Annotated in this window: 20 protein-coding genes; 15 read left to right on the forward strand and 5 right to left on the reverse strand. The window is 71.2% G+C overall.

Annotated elements, in window-relative coordinates:
- Positions 1–125 precede the first annotated feature (125 nt).
- Positions 126–1,088 (reverse strand): sugar-binding transcriptional regulator, encoded by a 963-nt coding sequence (locus DEJ17_RS05565; RefSeq protein WP_110892449.1) that lies wholly within the window; start codon positions 1,086–1,088, stop codon positions 126–128.
- A 115-nt stretch (positions 1,089–1,203) separates the two neighbouring features.
- Here DEJ17_RS05565 and DEJ17_RS05570 point away from each other — a divergent pair, with 115 nt between their 5' ends.
- From DEJ17_RS05570 to DEJ17_RS05585, 4 genes are all read left to right on the forward strand, one after another.
- Positions 1,204–1,686 (forward strand): ribose-5-phosphate isomerase, encoded by a 483-nt coding sequence (locus DEJ17_RS05570; protein WP_110892450.1) that lies wholly within the window; start codon positions 1,204–1,206, stop codon positions 1,684–1,686.
- 79 nt (positions 1,687–1,765) lie between these two features.
- Complete coding sequence (locus DEJ17_RS05575; protein WP_146239638.1) at positions 1,766–2,848, forward strand: outer membrane lipoprotein carrier protein LolA; 1,083 nt, start codon at positions 1,766–1,768, stop codon at positions 2,846–2,848.
- Positions 2,845–3,843, forward strand: coding sequence for an ABC transporter ATP-binding protein (locus tag DEJ17_RS05580; RefSeq protein ID WP_375342557.1), 999 nt, complete (start codon positions 2,845–2,847; stop codon positions 3,841–3,843). The genes DEJ17_RS05575 and DEJ17_RS05580 overlap by 4 nt, the downstream gene beginning before the upstream one ends.
- Positions 3,830–4,690, forward strand: coding sequence for an ABC transporter permease (locus DEJ17_RS05585; protein WP_110892452.1), 861 nt, complete (start codon positions 3,830–3,832; stop codon positions 4,688–4,690). Before DEJ17_RS05580 ends, DEJ17_RS05585 begins: the two co-directional genes overlap by 14 nt.
- Positions 4,691–4,751: 61 nt before the next feature.
- On the opposite strand, the gene DEJ17_RS05590 is transcribed toward DEJ17_RS05585, so the two are convergent.
- The 4 genes from DEJ17_RS05590 to DEJ17_RS05605 form a co-directional block, all read right to left on the reverse strand.
- Positions 4,752–5,813 (reverse strand): NADP-dependent oxidoreductase, encoded by a 1,062-nt coding sequence (locus DEJ17_RS05590; RefSeq protein WP_110892453.1) that lies wholly within the window; start codon positions 5,811–5,813, stop codon positions 4,752–4,754.
- Between the two features lie 181 nt (positions 5,814–5,994).
- Positions 5,995–6,927: a metallophosphoesterase gene (locus tag DEJ17_RS05595; protein ID WP_110892546.1), complete on the reverse strand. Its 933-nt coding sequence runs from the start codon at positions 6,925–6,927 to the stop codon at positions 5,995–5,997.
- A 109-nt stretch (positions 6,928–7,036) separates the two neighbouring features.
- Positions 7,037–7,378 carry an L-rhamnose mutarotase gene (locus tag DEJ17_RS05600; RefSeq protein WP_071405041.1) on the reverse strand — a complete coding sequence of 114 codons (342 nt, stop codon included), beginning with the start codon at positions 7,376–7,378 and terminating at the stop codon, positions 7,037–7,039.
- A complete protein-coding gene (locus DEJ17_RS05605; protein ID WP_220033614.1) occupies positions 7,375–8,730 on the reverse strand; it encodes an MFS transporter in 1,356 nt (451 codons plus the stop codon). The genes DEJ17_RS05600 and DEJ17_RS05605 overlap by 4 nt, the downstream gene beginning before the upstream one ends.
- 248 nt (positions 8,731–8,978) lie before the next feature.
- On the opposite strand from DEJ17_RS05605, the gene DEJ17_RS05610 reads away from it, so the two are divergent.
- The 11 genes from DEJ17_RS05610 (at position 8,979) to DEJ17_RS18020 (ending at position 24,779) form a co-directional block, all read left to right on the forward strand.
- Positions 8,979–9,989 (forward strand): LacI family DNA-binding transcriptional regulator, encoded by a 1,011-nt coding sequence (locus DEJ17_RS05610; RefSeq protein WP_110892454.1) that lies wholly within the window; start codon positions 8,979–8,981, stop codon positions 9,987–9,989.
- A 43-nt stretch (positions 9,990–10,032) separates the two neighbouring features.
- Entirely contained in the window at positions 10,033–11,124 is a 1,092-nt protein-coding gene (locus DEJ17_RS05615) for a LacI family DNA-binding transcriptional regulator (RefSeq protein WP_110892455.1), read from the forward strand.
- Between the two features lie 497 nt (positions 11,125–11,621).
- Positions 11,622–12,941 (forward strand): ABC transporter substrate-binding protein, encoded by a 1,320-nt coding sequence (locus tag DEJ17_RS05620; protein WP_110892456.1) that lies wholly within the window; start codon positions 11,622–11,624, stop codon positions 12,939–12,941.
- Positions 12,942–12,946: 5 nt separating this feature from the next.
- Positions 12,947–13,879, forward strand: a complete 933-nt coding sequence (locus DEJ17_RS05625; protein WP_253183710.1) for a carbohydrate ABC transporter permease — start codon at positions 12,947–12,949, stop codon at positions 13,877–13,879.
- A gap of 101 nt (positions 13,880–13,980) precedes the next feature.
- Entirely contained in the window at positions 13,981–14,787 is an 807-nt protein-coding gene (locus DEJ17_RS05630; RefSeq protein WP_258366682.1) for a carbohydrate ABC transporter permease, read from the forward strand.
- 118 nt (positions 14,788–14,905) lie between these two features.
- Positions 14,906–17,224: a family 78 glycoside hydrolase catalytic domain gene (locus DEJ17_RS05635; RefSeq protein ID WP_110892457.1), complete on the forward strand. Its 2,319-nt coding sequence runs from the start codon at positions 14,906–14,908 to the stop codon at positions 17,222–17,224.
- 179 nt (positions 17,225–17,403) lie between these two features.
- Positions 17,404–18,576, forward strand: a complete 1,173-nt coding sequence (gene rhaI / locus DEJ17_RS05640; RefSeq protein ID WP_110892458.1) for an L-rhamnose isomerase — start codon at positions 17,404–17,406, stop codon at positions 18,574–18,576.
- Positions 18,577–18,580: 4 nt separating this feature from the next.
- Positions 18,581–20,680, forward strand: a complete 2,100-nt coding sequence (locus DEJ17_RS05645) for a bifunctional aldolase/short-chain dehydrogenase (protein ID WP_110892459.1) — start codon at positions 18,581–18,583, stop codon at positions 20,678–20,680.
- Positions 20,681–20,713: 33 nt separating this feature from the next.
- On the forward strand, positions 20,714–22,201 hold the full coding sequence (locus DEJ17_RS05650; RefSeq protein WP_110892460.1) for a rhamnulokinase family protein: 1,488 nt from the start codon (positions 20,714–20,716) through the stop codon (positions 22,199–22,201).
- Positions 22,198–23,523: an alpha-hydroxy acid oxidase gene (locus tag DEJ17_RS05655; protein WP_181421063.1), complete on the forward strand. Its 1,326-nt coding sequence runs from the start codon at positions 22,198–22,200 to the stop codon at positions 23,521–23,523. The genes DEJ17_RS05650 and DEJ17_RS05655 overlap by 4 nt, the downstream gene beginning before the upstream one ends.
- Before the next feature lie 290 nt (positions 23,524–23,813).
- Positions 23,814–24,779, forward strand: a complete 966-nt coding sequence (locus DEJ17_RS18020; protein ID WP_258366673.1) for a glycoside hydrolase family 16 protein — start codon at positions 23,814–23,816, stop codon at positions 24,777–24,779.
- Positions 24,780–24,934 lie beyond the last annotated feature (155 nt).

The raw sequence follows: 24,934 nt of genomic DNA on the forward strand, positions 1-24,934 counted from the left end.
ACCTGCCGGAACCGGGCGTACCTGCCCGAACCGGGCGTACCTGCCACGAAGAAACGACCAGGTATGCCCGAATCCACCCTCCATCGCACGCGTGATGGGAAGGATCGGGCACCGAGCCGGGGCCGTCAGGCCAGCGCGTCGAGCAGGGCACGCGCCGTCGCGGCGTCCGTCACCAGCTCGTTGACCAGCCCACCGCGCACCGCGGCGACGATGCTCGTCACCTTCGCGGCACCGACGGCGACCCCGACCGCGTGCGGCACGGTCGACAGGACCTCGCGCGAGGTCCGCACCATCCGGTCGCTGCCCGGGAACTCGATCGGCGAGCCGTCCGCGGCGTAGAAGTTCAGGCAGACGTCGCCGGCGGCACGGTCGAAGGCGACGTCCTCGACCGGGATGCCCCGGGCCAGGGCGTCCCGAGTGTGGGTCGGCGCGCCGATGCCGAGGATCGCGCCCTTCGCCCGGCTCCACAGACCGACGACGTGCTGGAACGCCGGGTCCTCGTCGAGGGTGGACCGCATCACCGGGGACGGCAGCGCCTGGGCGAACAGGAACGCCGGGATCGCGCCGGAGTGCTCCGCGGCCGTCCGGGTGATCTCGTTGGTCTGGAACCACGGCATCGGGTCGGCCTGCCCGCCCACGGTCGGGACGAGCTGAACACCGGGCATCGTCGGCATGCCTGACCGGGCGACGTCGTACACGGTGCGGCCGGACGACATCAGGACGGCGTCGCCGGGAACGAGACCCATGCCCTCGACCGCGGCGGCCAGCGGTGCAGCCAGGTCGGCGCCGAGCGTGGCGGCATGGGTGACCGCGGCGAGGTGCACGGCGCGGAGCCCGAGCACGACCTGCAGTCGTTCGGCGAGCGCGACGGTCTCGTCCTGGAACGGGTCGACGACCTCGATGCGGACGAGTCCGGCCTTGCGAGCCTCGGCCACGAGCCGCGAGACGGTCGGGCGCGAGACACCGAGGCGCGAGGCGATCTCGACCTGCGTGGCGTCTTCGAGGTAGTACATCCGCGCCGCCTGGTAGACGGTGTCCAGCGGGAACCGGGTGCGGGCTCCGTCCGGGGTGGGGGTCTCGGCCGACATGGTGCGATGCTACCGCCACGCGCAACGCAGAAATTGTGTGCTGGACAGATGTCCACGGCCGTCGCAGACTGGTTCTGAAGCGCCCGGAACCTCGGGGCGCGGGAGGAGCACAGACATGACGTACCGTCTCGTGATCGGGTCCGACGACGCCGGGTTCGACTACAAGGAGATCATCAAGGCCGACCTGCTCGCCGACGACCGGGTGTCCGACGTGCGGGACGTCGGCGTCGACGCGGACGGCCACACCGCGTACCCGCACGTCGCCGTCGACGCCGCACGGCTGGTGGCGAACGGCGAGGCCGACCGGGCGATCCTGATCTGCGGCACCGGACTCGGTGTAGCGATCAGCGCCAACAAGGTGCCGGGCATCCGTGCCGTCACCGCGCACGACTCCTACAGCGTGGAGCGGTCGGTCCTGTCGAACGACGCCCAGGTCCTCTGCATGGGGCAGCGTGTCGTCGGCATCGAGCTCGCGCGGCGTCTGGCGAAGGAGTGGCTCGGCTACACATTCGACACCTCCAGCGCGAGTGCCGACAAGGTGAACGCGATCTGCGAGTACGACGGCAGCGCTCCCGCCGGCGTCGACGCACAGGCGTAGAGCCCGCGCAACGCCCAGCTGCCTGTCGGGGGCCGGACGTACCGTACCCACGACTCCAATGCTCCACGAGGGGAACCCGATGAAGAAGTCAGCCTGGCTGCCAGCCGTCATCGCACCGGTCGTCGTCGCCGGCGCCGTTGCCGCCCCGATGATCGCGAACGCCGCGAACGACCCGATCGCGGGGACGAACCCCAGCGCCGCGGCCGTCATCGCCAGCATCGCGAAGTCGTCGGACGCCCAGTACTCGGGCAAGCTCTCGCAGACGAGCGCGCTGGGCCTCCCCGAACTGCCCACCGGGTCCGGCGGCTCCTCGCTCGAGGGCGACGCCTCCGACGTGCTCGGGCTGCTCACCGCGTCGCACACCGCCCGTGTCTACGTCGACGGCCCCGACAAGCAGCGCATCCAGCTGACGCAGCAGCTCGCCGAGCAGGACGTCGTCCGCAACGGCTCGGACGTCTGGACCTGGGACTCGAAGGAGCGCTCGGCCACGCACGTGACCCTGCCGAGCGACACCGCGAAGGACCTGCAGGACGGCACGACCACACCGGCCGACATCGCCCGGCAGGCCATCGACGCGATCACCCCGACCACCACCGTGTCGAAGCCGACCGAGGTCAGCGTCGCCGGACACGACGCCTGGCAGATCACCCTGACGCCGAAGTCGTCCGACACCCTCGTCGGAGCCGTCCGGCTGGCCGTCGACCAGCAGACCGGACTCCCGCTCCGCGCGAGCGTCCAGGCCGCAGGCGCGGACGACCCCGCGGTGCAGGTCGGGTTCACGAGCCTCGACTACGGCGCCCCGGCGGCCAGACTCTTCGACTTCACCCCGCCGTCGAACGCGAAGGTGACCGAGAAGGACCTGGCCGAGGCCGGATCCCACGCGAAGGGCGAGCACGGCGACCACCGTGGCACCCCGAGCGGTGACGAGCCGACCTTCACCGGCACGGGCTGGAGCACCATCGCCGAGCTCCCCGCCGGCACGGTCGACCGGTCCGGGCTCGAGGGCGAGGGCGAGGCATCCCGTCTGCTCGACCAGCTGACGAAGCCCGTCGACGGCGGCCGTGCAGTGCAGACGTCGCTCGTCTCGGTCTACCTGACCGACGACGGCCGCGTGCTCGCGGGTGCCGTCCCGGTCGCCTCCCTGGTCGACGCCGCGAAGTGAGCGCGGACGACCACGAGGCGAGCTCAGCCGACCACCAGGCGAGCACGGCCGGTGCGGCGCCCGACCTGGCGATCCGCACCACGGGCCTCCAGAAGGTGTTCCGCAAGCAGCGCGCGGTCGACGGGATCGACCTGGCGGTGCCGCGCGGCGCGGTGTTCGGGTTCCTCGGGCCGAACGGTTCCGGCAAGACCACCACGATCCGGATGCTGCTCGGGCTCTCGAGCGCGAGCGGCGGCACCATCGAGCTGCTCGGCGAACCGATGCCGAAGGCGCTGCACGACGTCCTGCCCCGCGTCGGCGCGCTCGTCGAGGGACCGGCCTTCTACCCGTACCTGTCCGGCCGGGCGAACCTGCAGCGCTTCGACGCCGCCGACCCCACGTCGGACCCGCGCACCCGCAAGGCCCGCGTGGCCGGTGCCCTCGACCGCGTCGGGCTGACCCACGCGGCCGACAAGAAGGCGCACGCGTACTCCCTCGGCATGAAGCAGCGGCTCGGTCTCGCGAACGCCCTGCTGTCACCGCGCGACCTGCTGGTGCTCGACGAGCCGACGAACGGCCTCGACCCGCAGGGCACGCGCGAGGTCCGCAACCTCATCCACTCCCTGGCCGACGACGGCACCACGGTGTTCGTGTCGAGCCACCTGCTGGCCGAGATCGAACAGGTCTGCACGCACGCGGCCGTCATGCGGACGGGCAAGATCGTCGCGCAGGGCCCCCTCGACGAGCTGCGCGCAGCCGGGGCCCGGACCGTGACCGTGCGGACGCCCGACATCGGGCAGGCCGCTACCGTCCTCACCCGGCTCGGGCTCACCCCGCGGCACGACGGCGGGGCGGACGTGCTGGTGGCCGACCTGCCGAACGCGCTGCTGCCCGAGACGATCACCGCGGAACTCGTGCGCGCCGACGTCCGGGTGCGCGGCCTGACGGTGGGCGGCGGCACCCTCGAAGACCTGTTCGTCGCACTCACCGGAGAGGGATTCGATGTCGCAGCCTGACGCGGCCGTGCGCGACCTGCCCGTCCGCCGCCGGCAGCGCCCGTTCGCACTGCTCGGTTCCGAACTCGCGCTGGTGTTCCGGCGTCGCCGCACCTGGGCGATGCTCGGGGCACTCGCGCTCGTGCCGATCCTGATCGCGGTCGCCGTGAAGCTCACCACCGACGGCAACGACGGCGGGCCGGCGTTCCTCGGCGACATCACCAACAACGGCCTGTTCGTGGCGTTCACCGCACTGACCGTGTCGATCCCGCTGTTCCTGCCGCTGACCGTCGGCGTGGTGGCCGGTGACACCGTCGCGGGCGAGGCGAGCCACGGCACGATCCGATACCTGCTCGTCGCACCGACGGGCCGCGTGCGGTTCGTCCTGGTGAGGTTCGCCGGTGCGGTCGCGTTCTGCCTGGCCGCCACGCTGCTGGTGGTGCTGGTCGGTGCCGCGATCGGTGCCGTGCTGTTCCCGATCGGCCCCGTCACGCTGCTGTCCGGCACCCAGGTGGGCGGTTGGTCGTACGCCGGCCGTGCCCTGCTGCTCGCGTTGTACGTCGCGATGTCGATGCTCGGGCTCGTGGCGATCGGCATGTTCACGTCGACGCTGACGAACGTGCCGGTCGGCGCGATGGCCGCGACGGTCGTGCTCGCCGGGGCGTCGCAGGTGCTCGACCAGCTCCCCCAGCTCAACTGGCTGCACCCGTACCTGTTCTCGCACCAGTGGCTCGGGTTCGGCGACCTGCTGCGCGACCCCATCTCGTTCGACTCGTTCGGTTCGAACGCGGTGCTGCAGCTCGGGTACGTCGTGGTGTTCGGGGCGCTGGCGTACAGCCGGTTCGCCTCTAAGGACATCCTGAGCTGACACGGCAGGGGCCCGGCACGAAGGTGCCGGGCCCCTGCAACGATCAGCTCGTTCAGCTCGCTCAGCTCGCGGGCGACGCCGATCCGCCGGCCATCGTCTCCGTGTCGGTCCCCCGGGCATCGGCGTACCGGTCGCGCAGGTCACGGGCCTTCTCGGAGCGGTACCAGTCGAGCCGCGCCCCGGTCTCCACCGTCTGCATGCCGATCACGACCTTGCCGCGGGACTTCATCTCCGCCAGGTCCTCGTACGCCTCGACGATGTACTCGAACGGGTAGAAGCCCGAGATGAGCACCTGCACGCGACGGTCCTGAACGGCTTTCGCCAGCAGGGTGAGCAGCTCGCGGGTCTCCTCGTCCTCGGCGGGTGCGCGGAGGAACCGGACCTCGATGTCACGGCGTTCCTCGGACGACACGAACCGCTCCTGCCCGACGCCGAGACGCTCGGCCAGCACCTCGGCGTTGCTCTCGCCGTGGTTGTCGATGAACGCGGTGATCGGCCGGCCCTCGGCGATGTCGCGGATGCGGTCCTCCTCGCCTTCGCCGTAGGCGACGGGCAGCGTGCCGATCTGTCGCAGGTAGTCGTGGTTGCGCGGGCTGCCGAGGGCGATCACGGTCGCGCCGGCGTCGTGCGCCAGCTGACACTCGATGTGCCCGACGCCGCCCGCTGCCGCGGTGATCACGACGGTGTCCTGCGGTCCGAGCCGCAGCGAACGGACGACCGACACCGCGGTGCAGCCCGCCAGGTACAGGCCGCCGGCGACCTCCCACCCGACGTGCTCCGGCTTCTTGATGACGGCGCCGCGCGGCACCGCGATCCAGGTGGCGTGGGCGCCGCCGGTCGGCGCGTGCCCCATCACCTCGTCGCCGATGCGGAGGTCCTTCACGCCGTCGCCCCGCGCGCGGACGATGCCGGCGAAGTCGACGCCCTGGTGTGCGGGGAACTCGAGGTCGACGTGGTCGCGGAGCTTCCCCTCGCGCAGGAACCGCTCGATGTGGTTCAGTCCCGCGGCCACGATCTCGACGACGATCTCGCCCGGTCCGGCCTCGGGCTTCTGCTGGGGGACGAGCTCGACGACGTCGAAGTCGCCGTACCGGTCGTACTGCACTGCACTGCCGACTCGCATGGGTGCTCCTTCGCTCCAGGTGTGCGTCCGTGCTACTCGGTGTTCCCGCACGCAACCCGAAGACGTGGGGTACCGCGGCTGTGGACGTGACCAGACGGCGGACTGGAGGCCCGTGGCGACGCCGCCACGGGCCTCCAGTCCGCCGTCACGCGCGTCCACCGCGCGCGCGTGGGGACCGGGCTCAGTGCCTGCCGGCGGCAGCGATGACGGCGCGGACCGTCTCGGGGTCGAGACGGAACGCCCGCCGGTCGGCGTCGCCCCGGGGCACGCGGACCGGTGTCGACCAGACGGAGCCGTCCGCGGCGACGTCGACGACGAGTGCGCCGCTGTCGACGACGGCCGATTCCTCGTCGTACGGGCCGATGACGTCGGTGTCGTTCGCGACACCGGGTGCGACGAGGACCGGGACGCCGGCGAGCGACCCGGCGAAGTGGTGGTGGTAGTGGCCGGCGAGGACGACCCGCACGTCGGAACCGCGGATCACGTCGGCGAGCGCCTCGGGGTTCTGCAGGCGGAGGGCCTCGTGCAGCTCGGTCGGGGCGGGCAGCGGTGGGTGGTGCAGGACGACGACGGTGCCGTGCGGGGCATCGGCTGCGCCACTGCCGGCGCCCTCGGCCAGAGCTGTGCGCAGGTGCTCGAGCGCCGTGTCGCTGAGCTCGCCGTACCCGGCACCCGGGACGCTCGTGTCGACGGTCAGGATCCGACGCCCGTCGACGACCGACTGCCCGGAGACCGGGACCGTCGGCGGCAGGTACTCCATCGTGTGCACCAGCGCCGTGCCGCCCTGGCCCAGGACGTGCCCGTTCGCCAGGACCTGCCGGAAGCCCTCGCGCAGGTCGTGGTTGCCGGGGACCGCGACGAAGGCCGCTCCGTGCCGCTCCGCCCAGCCGCCGACGCGGTCCCGCACGGTCGCGTAGGACTCCGGGCTGCCGTCCTCGGAGACGTCGCCCGAGACCACCACCAGCCCGATGCCGGGCACCTCGTCGACGTGGGCGAGCAGGCGTTCGAGCGCGGCCGTGGTGTCGACCGTGCCCTGGTGCAGGGCGCCGTCGCCCGTCAGGTGGGTGTCGGAGAGGTGGAGGATGCGGAGGGTCCCGGCTGCTGGCGGCTGCATGCGTCCACGGTAGCCACGGCCCCCGTCAGTCCGGCGCTTGGTGAGCAGGAATGGTCGGGTCGCGCCGGCGGACCCGACCATTCCTGCTCACGAAGTCCGCGTCCGACCGTCAGTCCGGTGCTGCGGCCAGCTGGTCCTCGAGGTTGAAGACCTCGGGCAGCACCCGCGCGGTCTGGTCAGCGCGCCCCGTGGCCCCGGCGAAGAGGTCCTGCATGTGCGCCTCCCACGCCGCGGCCACCTCGGACGCGGCGAGTGCCGCATCCGCATCGGCCACCGAGTCGGTCTCGTAGTACCCGATGAGCAGCCCGTCGTCGTCGAGGAACAGCGAGTAGTTCCGCCGCCCCGCCGCCGCGATCGCCCGGAGCATCGCCGGCCACACGGCGGCGTGCCGCTCGCGGTAGGCGTCGAGCAGCTCGACCTGCACCTGCAGCCGGAAGCAGACGCGGGTCACCGGCCGGCCTGTTCGCGGCGACGCTGCTCGGCGTCGTGGACGGTGCGCTCGTCGGCGGTGCGGACCGTCCCGGTGACCGTCGTGACGGTGCCGTAGCGCTCGGCCTCGATCGCCTCGAGGGTCTTGCCCTGGGTGCGCGGTGCCCAGATCGTGCCGACCAGGAACGACAGCGCGAGGAGCCCGAGGATCAGACCGCCGAGGGCCCGCAGCCCGATGTCCGACAGCAGCAGCGGGAACCAGATGCTCAGCAGGCCGACCATGACGCGGGCGGCCAGGAACAGCACGCCCTGGGCGCTGGCGCGGTACCGGGTGGCGAAGAGCTCGCTCGTCCACAGGCCGTAGAACGCCTGCGCGCCGATGCCCGACGAGATCCCCCACGCCACGGCGAAGAACAGCAGGGTGCCGAGGTTCGCGGGCGCGTAGATGAGGACGGCCCACGCGATGATCGCCAGCACGGCCCCGGCGGCGTAGAGCGCGCGGCGGCTGACGCGGTCGGCGTACCGCATGAAGCCGAAGTACGTCGCGGCCACGGTGCAGCCCCAGACCAGGATCTGCAGTCCGTACTGCTCCGTGACGCTCGTGACCCCGGTCGCCGCGTACACCCGGGGCTGGAAGATGCCGGCCTGCCCGGCGACGGTGTTCCAGAGCGCGTAGACGCCGAACAGGAACAGCATCGCGGTCAGGTTCTTCCGGCGGCTGAACAGCTGCGTGATCCCGTGGAAGAAGTTCGCCGTGCCGGTGGCGGCGCGCTCGTCCTTCCAGATCGCCGACTCGGGCAGCCCGCGGCGGAGCCACCAGACGACGGCGGCGACGACGAACAGGTGGGCGAAGATGAGGCGGCTCCCGAGCAGGCCGAGCGGTGCCGCGGCGATCGCCAGGGCGAATCCGACCATCGGCCCGATCGACCACGCGAGCTGTGCCGTGCCGACGTGGGCCGCACGCTTGTCCGCGGGGGCCTGCTCGGCGATGTACGTCCAGCTCGCCGGCACGCCCGCACCGACGGCGATGCCGGTCAGGATGAAGCCGACCAGGAGCATGCCGTAGCTGCCGGCGAACACGGCGAGCAGGATGCCGAGCATGTAGAGGAGCAGGTCGTACGTGTAGATGAACTTCCGTCCGTACCGGTCGCACAGCGGTCCGCCGACGATCGCGCCGACGGCGGCACCGAAGGCGTTCGCCGACAGGCTCGCGAGCAGGCCGACCTCGAGGTCGCCGATCCGGAACTCGGCCTGCCAGAGGCTGAGGCTCGTGGCGATCGCGATGATCGACCCCGACTCGATGTAGTTCGACATGGCCACCGAGACGGTGGCCTTCCAGCCCGTGGTGTTCCGGGCTCCGATGCGGACCGCCATTGGTCCTCCGTTCGCGTGTTCGTCGGTGAATCGTTTCAACGGGACGACGAGGACGATAGCGCTCCGGTGTGCGCGCTGGCAAGAGCGGGTTCGCCGGGCTGGGTCCTCGCACCGTGCGGGGGCAGTCGACGCGACCGCCCCACGGACGCCAGGCCCGGCACCGGCGCGCCCCGCGCCTCCCGTCCGCGTTTTCCACAGATCACGGCGCGGGCCGACCGCGCGGACCGCGCCGATGCCAGGATGGCCACATGGCGGTCAGTGTGCGAGAGGTGGCAGCGCTCGCGGGCGTGTCCCTCGGCACGGTGTCGAACGTGCTGAACCGCCCCGACAAGGTCGCGCCCGGCACGGTGGAACGCGTGCAGTCGGCGATCGCGACGCTCGGGTTCGTCCGCAACGACTCCGCGCGACAGCTCCGGGCAGGGCGCAGCTCCACCGTCGGGCTCATCGTGCTCGACGGCGGCAACCCGTTCTTCACCGACGTCGCCCGGGGCGCCGAGGACGCCGCGATGGACAACGGCCTCGCGGTGCTGATCGGCAACTCCGACGAGTCGACCGACCGCGAACGCACCTACGTCGACCTGTTCGAGGAACGCCGTGTCGCCGGGCTCCTGATCTCCCCCGCCGGTGACGACCTGTCCCGGCTCGCGCGGCTGCGTGACCAGGGCACCGCCGTGGTGCTGGTGGACCGTCGCGCCGACGACGAGCACTTCGCCTCGGTCTCGGTCGACGACATCGCCGGCGGCCGCATCGCGGTCGAGCACCTCGCGGCGATCGGCCGCACCCACATCGCCTTCGTCGGCGGGCCGTTCGGCATCCGCCAGGTCGCCGACCGGCACGCCGGAGCGCTCGCTGCCGCACAGGCCGCGGGCATCCGGCTCGAAGCCCTGCCGACCACCTCACTGTCCGTGCTCGAAGGGCGTCGCATCGGCGAGGCGATCCAGGCCCGACCGGCGGACGAACGCCCGGACGCCGTCTTCGCCGCCAACGACCTGCTCGCGGTCGGGCTCGAACAGGCCTTCATCATGCGCGGCACCATCGCGGTTCCCGAGCAGATCGCCATCGTCGGCTACGACGACATCGCCTTCGCCGAGTCCGCCGTCGTCCCGCTGACGTCGGTGCGGCAGCCCGCGCAGGACCTCGGGCGCCGCGCCATCGAGCTCCTCACGAAGCAGGTCGAGCAGGGGCAGGACATCGACCTCGAGCACTTGGAGTTCACGCCGGAGCTCGTGGTGCGGCAGTCCTCCGTCGCCGACGCGTAGGACACTGTCCGGACAGGGCGCCCCCGCCGCCTACGATCGGAGCATGGTGCATGTCCCCCGGCGCGACGGTCCGCCGAGCGTGCACCACGTCGCAGCCCGGGCCGGGGTCTCGCTCGCCACGGTCTCGAACGTCCTGAACCACCCCGAGCGGGTCGCCGACGCGACCGAGGCACGGGTGCGCGACGCGATCGACGAACTCGGGTACACACCGAACCGCAACGCCCGGGCGCTGGTGTCCGGCAGCACGCGCGCGATCGGCCTGGTGGTGATGTCGCTGCGGAACTCCCTGTTCAGCGACATGGTCAACGGCGCACAGCTGGCCGCGCGGGAACGCGGCTTCACCCTGCTGATCGCCAGCAGCGAGGACGACCTGCAGGCACAGGGCGAACACCTCGCCTACCTCGAGAGCGCCCGGGTGTCGGGGATCCTGCTCGCCTCGATGACGGAGTCCCGCGACCAGGTCGAGGTCGCGCGGCGCCACGGCCGACCCGTCGTGTACGTCAACCACGAGCCGACCGGACTCGACGCGTGCGCGGTGGTCGTGGACAACGAGCAGGCCGGGTTCCTGGCGACCGCGCACCTGATCGAGCGCGGCTGCCGACGCATCGGGTTCGTGAGCGCCCGTCCGGACCTGCAGCCCGTCGACCGGCGACGGGCCGGCGTGCTGCGGGCCGTCGCGGCGCACCCGGGGGTCGAGCTCGTCGACGTCGACGCCGGGGACATCGACCCTCCGGGCGGCACCGACGCCGGGCTCCGCATCGCTCGGATGCCCGACGACGAACGCCCCGACGGGGTGCTCGGGGTGACCGACCTGCTCGCGATGGCGGTCGTCTCGGAGCTCCGAGCCGCCGGGATCCGCGTCCCCGAGGACATCCCCGTGTCCGGGTGCGACCACAACTCCGTGGCGTGGGGCGGTGCGGTGCCGCTGACCTCGGTGACGATGCACGGCTCGGAGATGGGTGCGGCCGCGGTGGAACTCCTGCTCGAGGAACTCACGGACCCGATGCACGTGCACCGGACCGTCGTGCTCGGCAGTGAGCTGGTGCCGCGCGAGAGCACGCTCGGTCGCGAGGGTGCGGCCGCAGCAGCCGCCGCGGGCACGAGACCGAGTGACCCGAGGCGCACCGAGGCCTGACCGGCGGCGGACCAACCCGCCAAAGCGACACATCCGCAGGTGGCCACGCCGTCCGGTCCGCCAGAGCGACAGATCGGCGCAGACGTTCGGCGGCACACTGTCGCTTTCGCGGGCCACGTGCAGCGGGCCACGTGCAGCGGGCCGCGGGCAGCGGGCCACGTGCAGCGGGCCACGTGCAGCGGGCCGCGGGCAGCGGGCAGCGGGCAGCGGGCCGGCGCCCACGAGGCGAAGCAGGCCCGCGGACCCCATCGGGCGCCGGGCGCGGGAGGCGCGGGGCGGAGCTGGCACGGGCCTCCAGGACGGCGGGTGGCGCGACCACTGCACGCCCTGCGGGATCGCGTAACGAAATCGGCACAGCGATTGACACGCTTCAATCTGCGTGGTTCCATCCTGATTGAAACGTTCTAAAACGCAGTAACCGGACCCCGCGACGGCGCGGGATCCGGGTCCGTTTCACCCGGGGTACCCCAGCCCCGGGCCTTACGAGGAGGTAAGGAATGTCAGTTCGTTCCATGACCAAGCGCGTGATCGCCATCGGCGGCGCGACGGTCCTGATCGGCGGGCTCGCAGCGTGCTCGTCCGGCGGCTCCGCCGACGAAGGCGGCGGCAACGTCGAGATCACCTACCAGGCCGACAACGCACCGGCGACCGCGGCCACGGCGAAGCCCCTCATCGAGGCCTTCGAGAAGGCCAACCCCGACATCACCGTCAAGTTCGACACCCGCCCCCAGGGCACCGACGGCGACAACCTGATCAAGACCCGGCTGTCGACCGGCGAGGCCGCCGACGTCTTCAACTACAACTCCGGCTCGCTCATGCAGGCCCTCAACCCGGACAACACCCTGGTGGACCTCTCCGACGAGAGCTGGGCCGGCGACGTCGACCCGCAGTTCACCAAGGTCGTCAGCACCGACAAGGGCATGTACGGCGCCCCGTTCGGCACGAGCTTCGCCGGTGCGGTGCTCTACAACAAGAAGGTCTACGACGACCTCGGGCTGAAGGTCCCGACCACCTGGGACGAGTTCATCAGCAACAGCGAGGAGATCAAGGACGTCGGCGACGTCGCCCCGATCATCCAGACCTACGGCGACACCTGGACCAGCCAGCTGTTCGTCCTCGGCGACTTCGCGAACATCACCGCACAGGACGAGAAGTGGGCGGACGACTACACCGCCAACAAGGAGTCCTACGCCGACGAGCCCGCACTCGCCGGGTTCGAGCACCTCGCCGAGGGCAAGGACAAGGACCTGTACAACGAGGACTACGCCTCGGCCACGCAGGCGAACGGCTTGAAGATGCTGGCCGACGGCACCGGCGCGCAGTACCCGATGCTCACGAACGCGATCTCGGCGATCCAGCAGGACTCCCCCGACGCGGTCGAGGACATCGGCGCGTTCGCCCTGCCGGCCGAGGACGCCGCGGACACGAACCTGACGATCTGGGAGCCGAACGGCCTGTACATCCCGAAGACCACCACGGGTGACAAGCTGGCGGCGGCGAAGAAGTTCATCGCCTTCGCGAACTCGTCCGAGGGCTGCCAGGTGCAGAACGACACCGGCACCCCCGGTGGACCGTACGTCATCTCGACCTGCTCGCTGCCGGACGACGTGCCCCCGATGATCGACGACCTGCAGCAGTACCTGGACGACGGCAAGGCGAGCCCGGCGCTCGAGTTCCTGTCCCCGATCAAGGGCCCGAACCTCGAGAAGATCTGCGTGCAGGTCGGCTCGGGCATCACCACCGCGGCCAAGGGTGCTGACCAGTACGACGACGACGTCGTGCAGCAGGCACAGCAGCTCGGCATCAAGGGCTGGTGACCGGCGTGACCGCGACCCTCACGACGGCGGTGGCCCCGCCGCAGACCCGCAAGGCCGGCCGGCCCGGACCAGCGCGCAAGCGGATGCGCTCGTTCTACCCCGCGTGGTTCTTCATCCCGGCGATCGCGCTGTACGTCGTGTTCTTCGCGGTCCCCACCTTCGCCGGGTTCTACTTCTCGCTCACCCGCTGGACGCTGTTCGACCAGACCTTCATCGGCTTCGACAACTTCGTCCGGTTCTTCCAGGACCCGCAGCTCGTCTCCGGGTTCGTGCACACCTTCCAGTACGGCTTCGTGACGAGCGCGGCGAAGGTGGTCCTCGGACTGGCCCTCGCCCTGCTCCTCACGTCGCCCGTGCTGGGGCGCGGCTACCTGCGGGCGGTCGTGTTCTTCCCGGTGCTCGTGTCGACCATAGGCATCGGCATCACGTTCAAGGCGCTGATGGACCCGTTCCACGGGATCATCAACGGTGTGCTGGGTTCGGTCGGCCTGCCCACCCCCGGGTGGCTGACCGACCCGGCGCTCGCGCTGTGGAGCGTCGCCGCGGTGGACGTCTGGAAGGGCGTCGGCATCGCGACGCTCATCTTCATCGCCGGCATCGTGGCGATCCCGCAGGAGTACTTCGAGGCGGCACGGGTCGACGGCGCGAGCGCGTGGTCGATCTTCCGGAACATCACGTTGCCGCTGTCCCGCCCCGCGATGGGCACCGTCATCATCCTGTCGCTCATCGGCGGCCTGCGGTCGTTCGACCTGATCTGGGCGATGACCGGCGGCGGGCCGGGATTCACGAGCGACGTGATCGCGAGCGTGATCTACAAGCAGTACCAGGCCGGGTTCTACGGCCTGTCCACCGCCGGCAACGTGGTGCTCTTCGTCGTCGTGACGGCGATCATGGTCCCCATCTCGTGGCTCCTCAACCGCAAGGAGGCGGACCTGTGACCGCCATCACCACCCCCGGAACCGGTCACGCGCCTGCGTCCGGCAGCCGCCGCCCCACACCGGCGAGCCGGAACCGCCACCCCGGACGCGCCCGCCGGTGGATCATCGGCTCGATCGCCATCGTCGTCAGCTTCGTCGTGTTCCTGGTGCCGTTCGTGTTCGTCCTGCTCCAGGCGGCGAAGAACCCGGCCGAGGCGAACCAGCTCGGCTTCAGCCTGCCGACCGACTGGCAGCTGTGGCAGAACCTGCAGGCGGTGTTCCAGAGCGGCGACGGCGGCATCCTCCGCGCGTTCTGGAACAGCGCCCTGCTCACCGTGGGCAGCGTCACCGTGATGGTGGTGTTCTCCGCGATGGTCGGGTACGTCCTGCAGCGGCGACCGAGCCGGTGGAACGGCCTGATCAACTTCTTCGTGCTGGCGGGGCTCATCGTGCCGCCGGCGATCGTGCCGACCATCTGGGTGCTGCAGGGGCTCAACCTGTTCAAGACCATGGGCGGGATGATCCTGATCGAGGCGACGTTCGGCCTGTCCTTCTGCATCCTGCTGTTCCGGGCGTTCGTCGCGACGATCCCGAAGGAGCTCGACGAGGCCGCCGTGCTCGACGGCGCCGGCCCGATCCGCCTGTTCTTCGGGGTGGTGCTGCCACTGCTCAAGCCGGTGATCATCACGGTCGTGCTCGTGCAGTCGGTGACGGTGTTCAACGACTTCACCAACCCGCTGTACTTCCTGCCGGGGTCCGAGAACGCGACGGTGCAGCAGACGCTCTACGCGTTCCAGAGCCAGTCCGTCAGCCAGCTGAACCTGCTGTTCACCGACGTGCTGCTCATCACGATCCCGCCGCTGATCCTCTACGTCTTCTTCAACCGTCAGATCGTCGCCGGCATGACCAGCGGCGCCGTCAAGGGCTGACCGCCCACCCCGGCCTGGAGGCGCGACCCGCCTCCGCCACACCGCCCGCCCGGGCGCACGGCCGGGCCAACGACCCCGCACCGGTCGACGACGACCGGTCGCGTGAAAGGACCACCACATGACCACCTGGACCGCACCGTTCATCGCGGCCGACACCGACCTCGGCAGCGCCCCGATCCTGCGTCGGGAGTTCACCCTCGACGACGGGCACGGCGCCGTCACCACCGCCACCCTCGACGTCAGCGCACTCGGCGTCGTCGAGGCCTGGCTCGGCGGACAGCGCGTCTCCGACCACCTGCTCGAACCGGGGTGGACGAGCTACGAGTGGCGCATCCGCGTCGTGTCCCACGACGTCACGCCACACCTCGTCGACGCGGCACCGGACGAGCCCGCGGTGCTCGCGCTCATCGTCGGCAACGGCTGGGCCGCCGGACGCCTGGCCTGGGGCGGCGGTGGCGGCTGGTACACGGACGAGCGCGCCGGGTTCGCCGAACTCCGGATCACCTTCGCCGACGGGCACGAGCAGCGCGTCACGACCGACACCGACTGGCAGGCCCTGTCGAGTGCGATCACCGCGGACCAGCTCTACGACGGGCAGGACGTCGACGCCCGACTCCGTGACGGCTCGTTCCTGACGCCCGGCGAGGTCACCGTGCCCAGCGTCGACGGGCACCAGGGGCGGACGAGCACCGTGCACACGGTCGACATCGGCGAGCGCGAACTCGTCGCCGACACGGTGCCGCCGGTGCGTCCGCTCGCCGAGATCGCCCCGGTCGAGATCTGGACGAGCCCGTCGGGAGCGACCCTGGTCGACTTCGGCGTGAACCTGGTCGGCTGGGTCCGGGTCACCGCGACCGGCCCGGCCGGCACGGTGCTCACCCTGCAGCACGCCGAGGTGCTCGAGCACGACGAGCTCGGCACCCGTCCGCTGCGCACCGCGAAGGCGACGGACCACTTCACCCTGCGCGGTGACGACGAGCCCGAGACGTTCGAGCCCCGCTTCACGTTCCACGGGTTCCGCTACGCGCAGGTCGACGGGTTCCCGGGCACGCACGACGAGCTCCGCGCCGCGGTCACCGCCGTGCAGGTCGGCTCGGACCTCACCCGCACCGGCACGTTCGCCTCGAGCCACGAACTGCTGAACACCTTCCACGACAACGTCATCCGGGGCATGCAGGGCAACTTCCTGAGCGTGCCGACGGACTGCCCGCAGCGCGACGAGCGCCTCGGCTGGACGGGCGACATCGCCGCGTTCGCCCCGACGGCCTCGTACCTGTTCGACACGCGGACCTTCCTGGCCGACTGGCTGCGCGACGTCTGGCTCGAGCAGCAGCACGCCGACGGGGTCATCCCGTTCGTGGTGCCGGACGTGCTGAAGTACTCCCCCGCCGAGGACTTCGGCAAGCCCGACGCGACCGCCGTCTGGTCGGACGCCGGCGTCTGGGTGCCCTGGACCCTGTACCAGGCGTACGGCGACACCGTGGTGCTCGAGGAGCAGTTCGACTCGATGGCCGCACACCTGCGCCGGGTCCGTGACCACCTGTCCCCGGAGGACCTGTGGGACACCGTGTTCCAGTTCGGCGACTGGCTCGACCCGGACGCCCCGCCCGAGGCCCCGGCCGACGCGAAGGCCGACAAGGGCGTCGTCGCGACGATCTGCGCCTACCGGTCCGCGACGATCGTGGCGGACGCGGCGGAGCTGTTGGGTGGTCACGAGGCGGAAGCGGCGGAGTTCCGGGAACTCGCCACGCGCCTCCAGGCCGGGTTCCGCACCCACTACCTGCAGGACGACGGGCGGATCCTGTCGGACGCGACCACGGTGTACACGCTGGCGATCGTGTTCGGGATCCTGTCCGAGCAGGAGCAGGCCGTGGCCGGCGACCGTCTCGCCGAGCTGGTCGAGGCGTCCGGGTACCGGATCTCGACGGGCTTCGCGGGGACACCCTTCATCACCGATGCGCTGACGCAGACGGGTCACCTGGAGGACGCCTACCGGCTGCTGCTGCAGACGGAGTGCCCGTCGTGGCTGTACCCGGTGACGATGGGCGCGACGACGGTGTGGGAGCGGTGGGACTCGATGCTGCCGGACGGCACGATCAACCCGGGTGAGATGACCTCGTTCAACCACTACGCACTCGGTGCCGTGGCGGACTGGATGCACCGGGTGGTGGGTGGCCTGTCGCCGCTGTCGCCGGGGTACGAGTCCGTGCTCGTCGCCCCGCAGCCGGGCGGCGGTCTGACCTGGGCGGAGACCTCGCTCGACACCGTGTACGGGCACGTCGCGGTGCGGTGGGAACTCGTCGACGGCGAGTTGCTCGTCCGCGCGACCGTGCCCGAGGGCGTCTCGGCCGTGGTGCGACTGCCGGGCGTCCCCGACGAGCGCCTCGGAGCGGGGACCCACGACCTGCGGGCGCCCGCGGCGGTCCCCACCGCGTAGGGCCCTGGTCCGCAAAACACCGGTGTTCGCACGTCGAACCCCCGAACGCGCGTGTTCACCCCGTGAACACCGGTGTTTTGCGGTCCGGCCCCACCCCACCCCACACCACGACGGTTGCGGCAGACCGCCGCGCGCCGTACTGTATGAAACGATTCAATCGCACACGAGGAAGTGACACGATGACATCGACCCCGAGCTTCGCCGGCATCGCCGACCAGCTGGCACGACAGCAGATCGAGCTGCCCAGCTGGGCCTTCGGCAACTCCGGCACCCGCTTCAAGGTGTTCAGCACGCCGGGCACCCCGCGCGACCCCTACGAGAAGATCGCCGACGCCGCCCAGGTGCACCGGTACACCGGCCTCGCCCCCACCGTCGCGCTGCACATCCCGTGGGACCTGGTGGACGACTTCGCCGACCTCAAGCGCCACGCCGAGGAGCACGGGGTGTCGCTCGGCACCGTCAACTCGAACACGTTCCAGGACGACGACTTCAAGTTCGGCGCCCTGACCCACGTCGACGAGACGATCCGGCAGAAGGCGATCGACCACCACCTGCGTTGCATCGACGTGATGGACGCCACCGGCAGCCGCGACCTGAAGATCTGGCTCGCCGAGGGCTCGAACTACCCCGGGCAAGAGGACATGCGCTCCCGCCAGGACCGCCTGCACGAGTCGCTCTCGACGATCTACGACCGCCTCGGCGCCGACCAGCGACTGGTGCTCGAGTACAAGTTCTTCGAGCCGTCGTTCTACCACACGGACGTCCCCGACTGGGGCACCAGCTACGTGCAGACGGCGGCACTCGGGCCGAAGGCGATGGTCTGCCTGGACACCGGGCACCACGCCCCCGGTACGAACATCGAGTTCATCGTGATGCAGCTCCTGCGCCTCGGCAAGCTCGGTTCCTTCGACTTCAACTCGCGCTTCTACGCCGACGACGACCTGATCGTGGGCGCCGCGGACCCGTTCCAGCTGTTCCGGATCCTGGTCGAGGTCATCCGCGGCGGCGGCTACGACAACCCCGACGTGGCGTTCATGCTCGACCAGTGCCACAACGTCGAGGACAAGATCCCCGGCCAGATCCGCTCGGTGCTGAACGTGCAGGAGATGACGGCCCGCGCGCTGCTCCTGGACCGCGTCGCGCTCACCGCCGCGCAGGAGGCCCATGACGTCCTCGGCGCCAACGAGGTCTTCATGGACGCGTACCAGACCGACGTCCGGAAGGACCTCGCCGCGTGGCGCGAGACCCGCGGCCTGCCGGCGAACCCGATGCGTGCCTACCTGGAGTCCGGGTACCAGCAGTCGATCGCGGCGGACCGCGTCGGCGGCGTCCAGGCCGGCTGGGGCGCGTAGGAACATGACGAACACAGTGGAGGCACGGGTGGACCCCGAGGCGCACGACACCGACGCAGACACCACGATCAAGGCGCTCATCGCGCGCTCGAACGCGCTCGGCTCGGATCCGCGGATCACGAACTACGCGGGCGGGAACACCTCCGCCAAGGGCACCGACACCGACCCCGTCACGGGCGAACCCGTCGAGCTGCTCTGGGTGAAGGGCTCCGGGGGCGACCTCGGCACCCTCACCCCGGCGGGCCTCGCGGTCCTGCGCGTCGACCGGGTCCGGGCGCTCCGGGACATGTACGCATCAGACACAGGCCCGGGCGTCGAGCGCGAGGACGAGATGGTCGGCGCCTTCGACTACACGCTGCACGGCAAGGGCGGAGCCGCGCCGTCGATCGACACCGCGATGCACGCCCTCGTCGACGCCGCCCACGTCGACCACCTGCACCCCGACGCCGGGATCGCCATCGCCACGGCGGCGGGCGGCCCGGCCCTGACCGAGCGCATCTTCGGCGACAGGGTCGTCTGGGTGCCGTGGCGCCGACCCGGGTTCCAGCTCGGGCTCGACATCGCCGCCGTCCAGCGCGACCACCCCGAAGCCATCGGCACGATCCTGGGCGGCCACGGGATCACGGCCTGGGGGGCCACGAGCGACGAGGCCGAAGCGAACTCCCGCTGGATCATCGACACCGCCGAGCAGTACCTCGCGGCGAACGGTGCCGCCGACCCGTTCGGCCCCGTCCGCCCCGGGTACGAAGCCCTGCCCACCGAGGAACGCCGTGCACGCGCCGCCGCCCTCGCCCCGACGATCCGGGGCATCGCCGGACACGACAAGCCCGTCGTCGGGCACTTCACCGACACCGACGTCGTGCTCGAGTTCCTGGCGAGCGAACGTGCCGAAGAACTCGCGGCCCTCGGCACCAGCTGCCCGGACCACTTCCTGCGCACCAAGGTCAAGCCGCTCATCCTCGACCTGCCCGCAACGGCCTCCGTCGACGAGCAGACCGACCGCCTGCACGAACTGCACGAGCAGTACCGCGCGGACTACCGGGCGTACTACGACCGCTACGCAGACGAGACGAGCCCCGCGATCCGCGGCGCCGACCCGCTCATCGTGCTGGTCCCCGGCGTCGGCATGTTCTCGTACGGCAAGGACGCCCAGACCGCCCGCGTCGCCGGCGAGTTCTACGTCAACGCGATCACCGTGATGCGCGGCGCCGAGTCGGTCAGCACCTACGCCCCCATCGACGAGGCCGAGAAGTTCCGGATCGAGTACTGGGCCCTCGAAGAGGCGAAGCTGCAGCGGATGCCCGCACCCAGGAAGCTCGCGACGCGCATCGCCCTGGTCACCGGGGCAGCGTCCGGCATCGGCAAGGCGATCGCGAAGCGCCTGGCTGCCGAGGGCGCCGCCGTCGTCATCGCCGACCTCGACCTCGAGAAGGCCACCGCTGCGGCGGCGGAGATCGGCGGCCTCGACCAGGCCATCGGCGTCGCCGCGAACGTGACGGACGCCGCCGCGATCGAGCAGGCCATCCAGCAGACCCTGCTGCACTTCGGCGGCCTCGACCTCGTGGTGAACAACGCCGGGCTGTCGCTGTCCAAGAGCCTGCTCGAGACCACCGAACAGGACTGGGACCTGCAGCACGACGTGATGGCGAAGGGCTCGTTCCTGGTGTCGAAGGCCGCGGCGAAGGTGCTCATCGAGCAGGGCCTGGGCGGCGACATCGTCTACATCTCGTCCAAGAACTCGGTGTTCGCCGGGCCGAACAACATCGCGTACTCCGCCACGAAGGCCGACCAGGCCCACCAGGTGCGGCTGCTCGCGGCCGAACTCGGCGAGCACGGCATCCGTGTCAACGGCATCAACCCCGACGGCGTCGTGCGCGGCTCCGGCATCTTCGCGAGCGGCTGGGGCGCCAACCGAGCCAAGACGTACGGCATCGAGGAGCAGGACCTCGGCGCGTTCTACGCGCAGCGCACGATCCTGAAGCGCGAGGTCGTGCCCGAGAACGTCGCGAACGCCGTCTACGCCATCTGCACCGACGACTTCTCGCACACCACCGGCCTGCACGTGCCCGTCGACGCCGGTGTCGCCGCGGCCTTCCTGCGGTAGCGACGACCAACGAACACCGAGCAGGAGCAGAGCATGCACACCAGCGGCAGCGTCGCCGCGGTCGACCTCGGGGCCACCAGCGGCAGGGTGATCGTCGGCCACGTCGACCCCGACGGGGTCCGGATGGACCACGTCGCGCGGTTCCCGAACGGCCCCGTCACCCTGCACGAGGGCGACGCCGACACCGGCCGCGACGTCCTGCACTGGGACGTCGTCGAGCTGTACCGGCAGGTGACCGAGGGGCTGCGGCGCGCGTTCGCCGAGCACCCCGCGATCGCCAGCATCGGCATCGACTCGTGGGCGGTCGACTACGGCCTGCTCCGCGACGGCCGACTGCTCGGGCTGCCGTCGCACTACCGCGACGACCGGCACCAGGGCGGTGTCGTCCCCGTGCACGACCGGATGGCCGCCACCGAGCTGTACACCCGGAACGGCCTGCAGCACCTGCCCTTCAACACCCTGTTCCAGTGGGCTGCCGACCCGTCGCTGCAGCTCGCGCAGCGTGCGCTGCTGGTGCCCGACCTGCTCGGGTACTGGCTGACGGGGGTCGAGGCGGCCGAGCGCACGAACGCCTCGACGACCGGGGCCCTGAACGCGACCACCCGTGGGTGGGACCCGGCGGTGCGGGCTGCTGCGGGCCTCCCGGCCGGGTTGCTGCCCACGCTGCGCGACCCGGGCGACCGACTCGGCCCCCTGTTGCCGTCCGTCGCCGAGCTCGTCGGCGGGCGGGCCGACGTGACGCTGGTCGGCTCCCACGACACCGCGAGCGCCGTCGTCGCGGTCCCCGCGACGGAGCCGGACTTCGCCTACATCTCGTCGGGCACGTGGTCGCTCGTCGGCGTCGAGCTCGACGCGCCCGTCCTGTCGGACGCGGCGCGACGCGCGAACTGCACGAACGAGGGCGGTGTCGACGGCCGGGTCCGGTTCCTGAAGAACGTGTCCGGACTGTGGCTGCTGTCCGAGAGCGTCCGCACCTGGGAGCGTGGTGGCGACCACGTCGACCTGGAGGCCCTGCTCGCCTCCGCCGCGGCCGTCACCGCGCCGGTCCCCGTCTTCGACCCCGCGGACGAGTCGTTCACGGCACCCGGCGACATGCCGGCGCGGATCGCCGCGTGGTGCGCGGCGCACGGGCTGAGTGCACCCGCGTCGCGCGCGGAGTTCGTCCGGAGCATCCTCGAGTCGCTCGCGACGGCGTACGCCGAGACCCTGCGCACCATCGCCGACGTGACCGGCAAGGCCATCCGGGTGGTGCACGTCGTGGGCGGCGGCTCGCAGAACCGCTTGCTCTGCCAGCTGACCGCGGACCGCACCGGCCTGCCGGTCGTGGCGGGTCCGGTCGAGGCCACCGCACTCGGCAACGTCCTGGTGCAGGCGCGTGCCGCTGGACTCGCGGGCCTCGGAGGGGCTTCACTGGAGGCACTCCGCAGCATCGTCGCACGGAGCGTCGAGCCCGTGCGGTACACACCCTCGGCGTCGTCGCGCGCCGATCCCGATCGATCCCCCGTCAGGAGCCACGCATGACCACGACCGACGACCAGCACCGGATCGACCCGGCGACCGGGGCACCGGCACCCGCGACGGGGTCCGCGTCCGCCGCTCGCACGCGGGTCAAGCGGCAGCTGCCGACGGTGCGGGACCTCGCGCCGCTCATGCAGTTCAAGAAGCCTTCGCTGCCGGGTCGGCGTCAGCGCCTCGAACAGGCCTTGACGATCTGGGACCTCCGCGACATCGCCGCCTGCCGCACCCCGAAGGCCGCGTTCGACTACACCGAGGGCGCGGCCGAGGCGGAGATCTCCCTCGCCCGCGCGCGGCAGGCGTTCGAGGACATCGAGTTCACCCCGGCGATCCTGCGGGACGTGTCGCGGGTGGACACCTCGCGCCAGGTGCTCGGGGCACCGGTGTCGTACCCGTTCGGCATCGCGCCGACGGGCTTCACGCGGATGATGCAGACCGAGGGCGAGCGGGCCGGTGCCCGGGCCGCCGGACGTGCCGGCATCCCGTTCTCGCTCTCCACGATGGGCACCACCGCGATCGAGGACGTCCGCGACGCCAACCCGCACGGGCGCAACTGGTTCCAGCTGTACATGTGGAAGGACCGCGAGAAGTCGATGGCGCTGGTCTCCCGCGCCCAGCAGGCCGGCTTCGACACCCTGCTCGTCACCGTGGACGTCCCCGTCGCGGGCGCGCGGCTGCGGGACAAGCGGAACGGGTTCTCGATCCCGCCGCAGCTGAGTGCCCGGACCGTGGTGAACGCGATCCCGCGACCGTGGTGGTGGTTCGACTTCCTGACCACCGAGCCGCTGGCGTTCGCGTCGCTCGACCGCTGGTCCGGCACCGTCGGCGAGCTGCTCGACCACATGTTCGACCCGACCGTCACCTACGAGGACCTCGCCTGGATCCGCGACCAGTGGCAGGGCAAGGTCGTCGTGAAGGGCGTGCAGTCCCTGGCGGACGCCAAGCGTCTGGCGGACATGGGCGTCGACGGGATCACGCTGTCGAACCACGGCGGCCGGCAGCTGGACCGGGCGCCGGTGCCGTTCCACCTGCTGCCCTCCGTGGTCAAGGAGGTCGGGAAGGACACCGAGGTGCACCTCGACACGGGCATCATGTCCGGCGCCGACATCGTGGCTGCCGTTGCCCTCGGCGCGAAGTTCACGATGGTCGGCCGTGCCTACCTCTACGGGCTGATGGCCGGTGGCGAGGCAGGGGTGGACCGGATGATCCAGATCCTGTCCGAGCAGATCGAGCGGACCATGCGGCTGCTCGGGGTGGCCTCGCTCGACGAGCTCGAGCCGGGGCACGTGACGCAGCTGCAGCGGTTGCAGCCGATCCCCCGGGCCTGAGCAGGCGGCACGCCCCGCGTTGCACCGTGCACGTTCGACGGTCGGACACCGGGCGTTCGTCGGTCGATTTCCGTGACACCCCCCGAACGGGTCACAAATGATGCAAGATGTCCGTGGACGTGTCAACGAAACCCTCGGCATCCGGCCGGCTGATGCGTCCGTCCTCCCCGCATCCTGCGCCCGAGCATCCACGAGGAGCCCGACATCTCGACCCGAAGCACGTGCACGCCCTCGCGCGGCACGACCCCACGGAACACGTCCACAACCGCGGCCACCCGAGGGGGTACCCGATGATCCGCCACCGCGCGATCCTGGCGGTCGCGACCGCCGGCGCCCTGGTCCTCGGCGTCCCCACCGCCGCCTCCGCCCGCACCTGGTGGGGCTGGGACGGCGAGCGCCGCTGGCACAACGCCCCGGTGGACCCCACCCCGACGCCGGCCCCGGACGAGACGGAGACCCCGGCCCCCACCGACGAGTGGACCCCGGATGCCGAGCCCGAGCAGGACTCCGCGCCGATCGAGGACTCCGCACCCGTCGCCGAGCCCGCGCCCGAGGCAGAGGCAGAGGCAGAACCCGAGTCAGACGCAGCGCCCGTGGCGGATGCCTCCCCCACTGACCTCGCGGACCTGTCCGCGATCGCACCGGACGCCTCGTTCGTCGAGGACTTCACCAAGAACGCCGTCACCGGCCTGGTCTCGTCGCTCTACCCGCAGTCGTGGCAGGCCTACCCCGACGGCACCTCGGGCATCTACGCGCCGAGCAAGACCGTGTCGGTGCACGACGGCGTGATGGACGTCGCCCTCGGCACCGGTGCCGGAGCGGCCGGCACCTTCGGCTCCTCCGACGGCGCCTGGGACCACGTGGGCGGCTCGTTCTCGGTCCGTGCGAAGGCGACCGGCGGCGACGGCAACGGCGCGGCCTTCATGCTGTGGCCGACGTCGAACGTGTGGGCCGACGGCGAGATCGACTTCCCCGAGGGCAACTTCGAGGACAGCCCCTCGGTGTTCCACCACTCGATGACCCCGGGCAAGGAGGCCGAGCGCGTCCAGCTCGGCACCGGTGTCTCGTGGCGCGACTGGCACACCTACAAGGTCGACTGGGTTCCCGGCGAGTCCGTCACGTACAGCGTCGACGGCAAGGTCCTCGGCACGATCACGCACGACGTGCCGACGACCCCGCACCGCTTCATGTTCCAGGTCGGCAGCTGGGGCGAGAAGGGCAACCTGCTCATCGACTGGGTCTCGACGACCGAGTAGCGTCCGCAGGTCCACCCGATACGGACGGGAGGCCCGGTGCCAGCTGGCACCGGGCCTCCCGTCTGTCCGTGGCCACGTTGCGGGCGTCGCCAGGTGGGGCCGTCCGTGACCGGGCCGCTCGGGGCGTCGAGGAACCGCGCCGATCAGAAGAGCGC

It is taken from the genome of Curtobacterium sp. MCSS17_011 (assembly GCF_003224275.1).
Taxonomy (GTDB): Bacteria; Actinomycetota; Actinomycetes; order Actinomycetales; family Microbacteriaceae; genus Curtobacterium.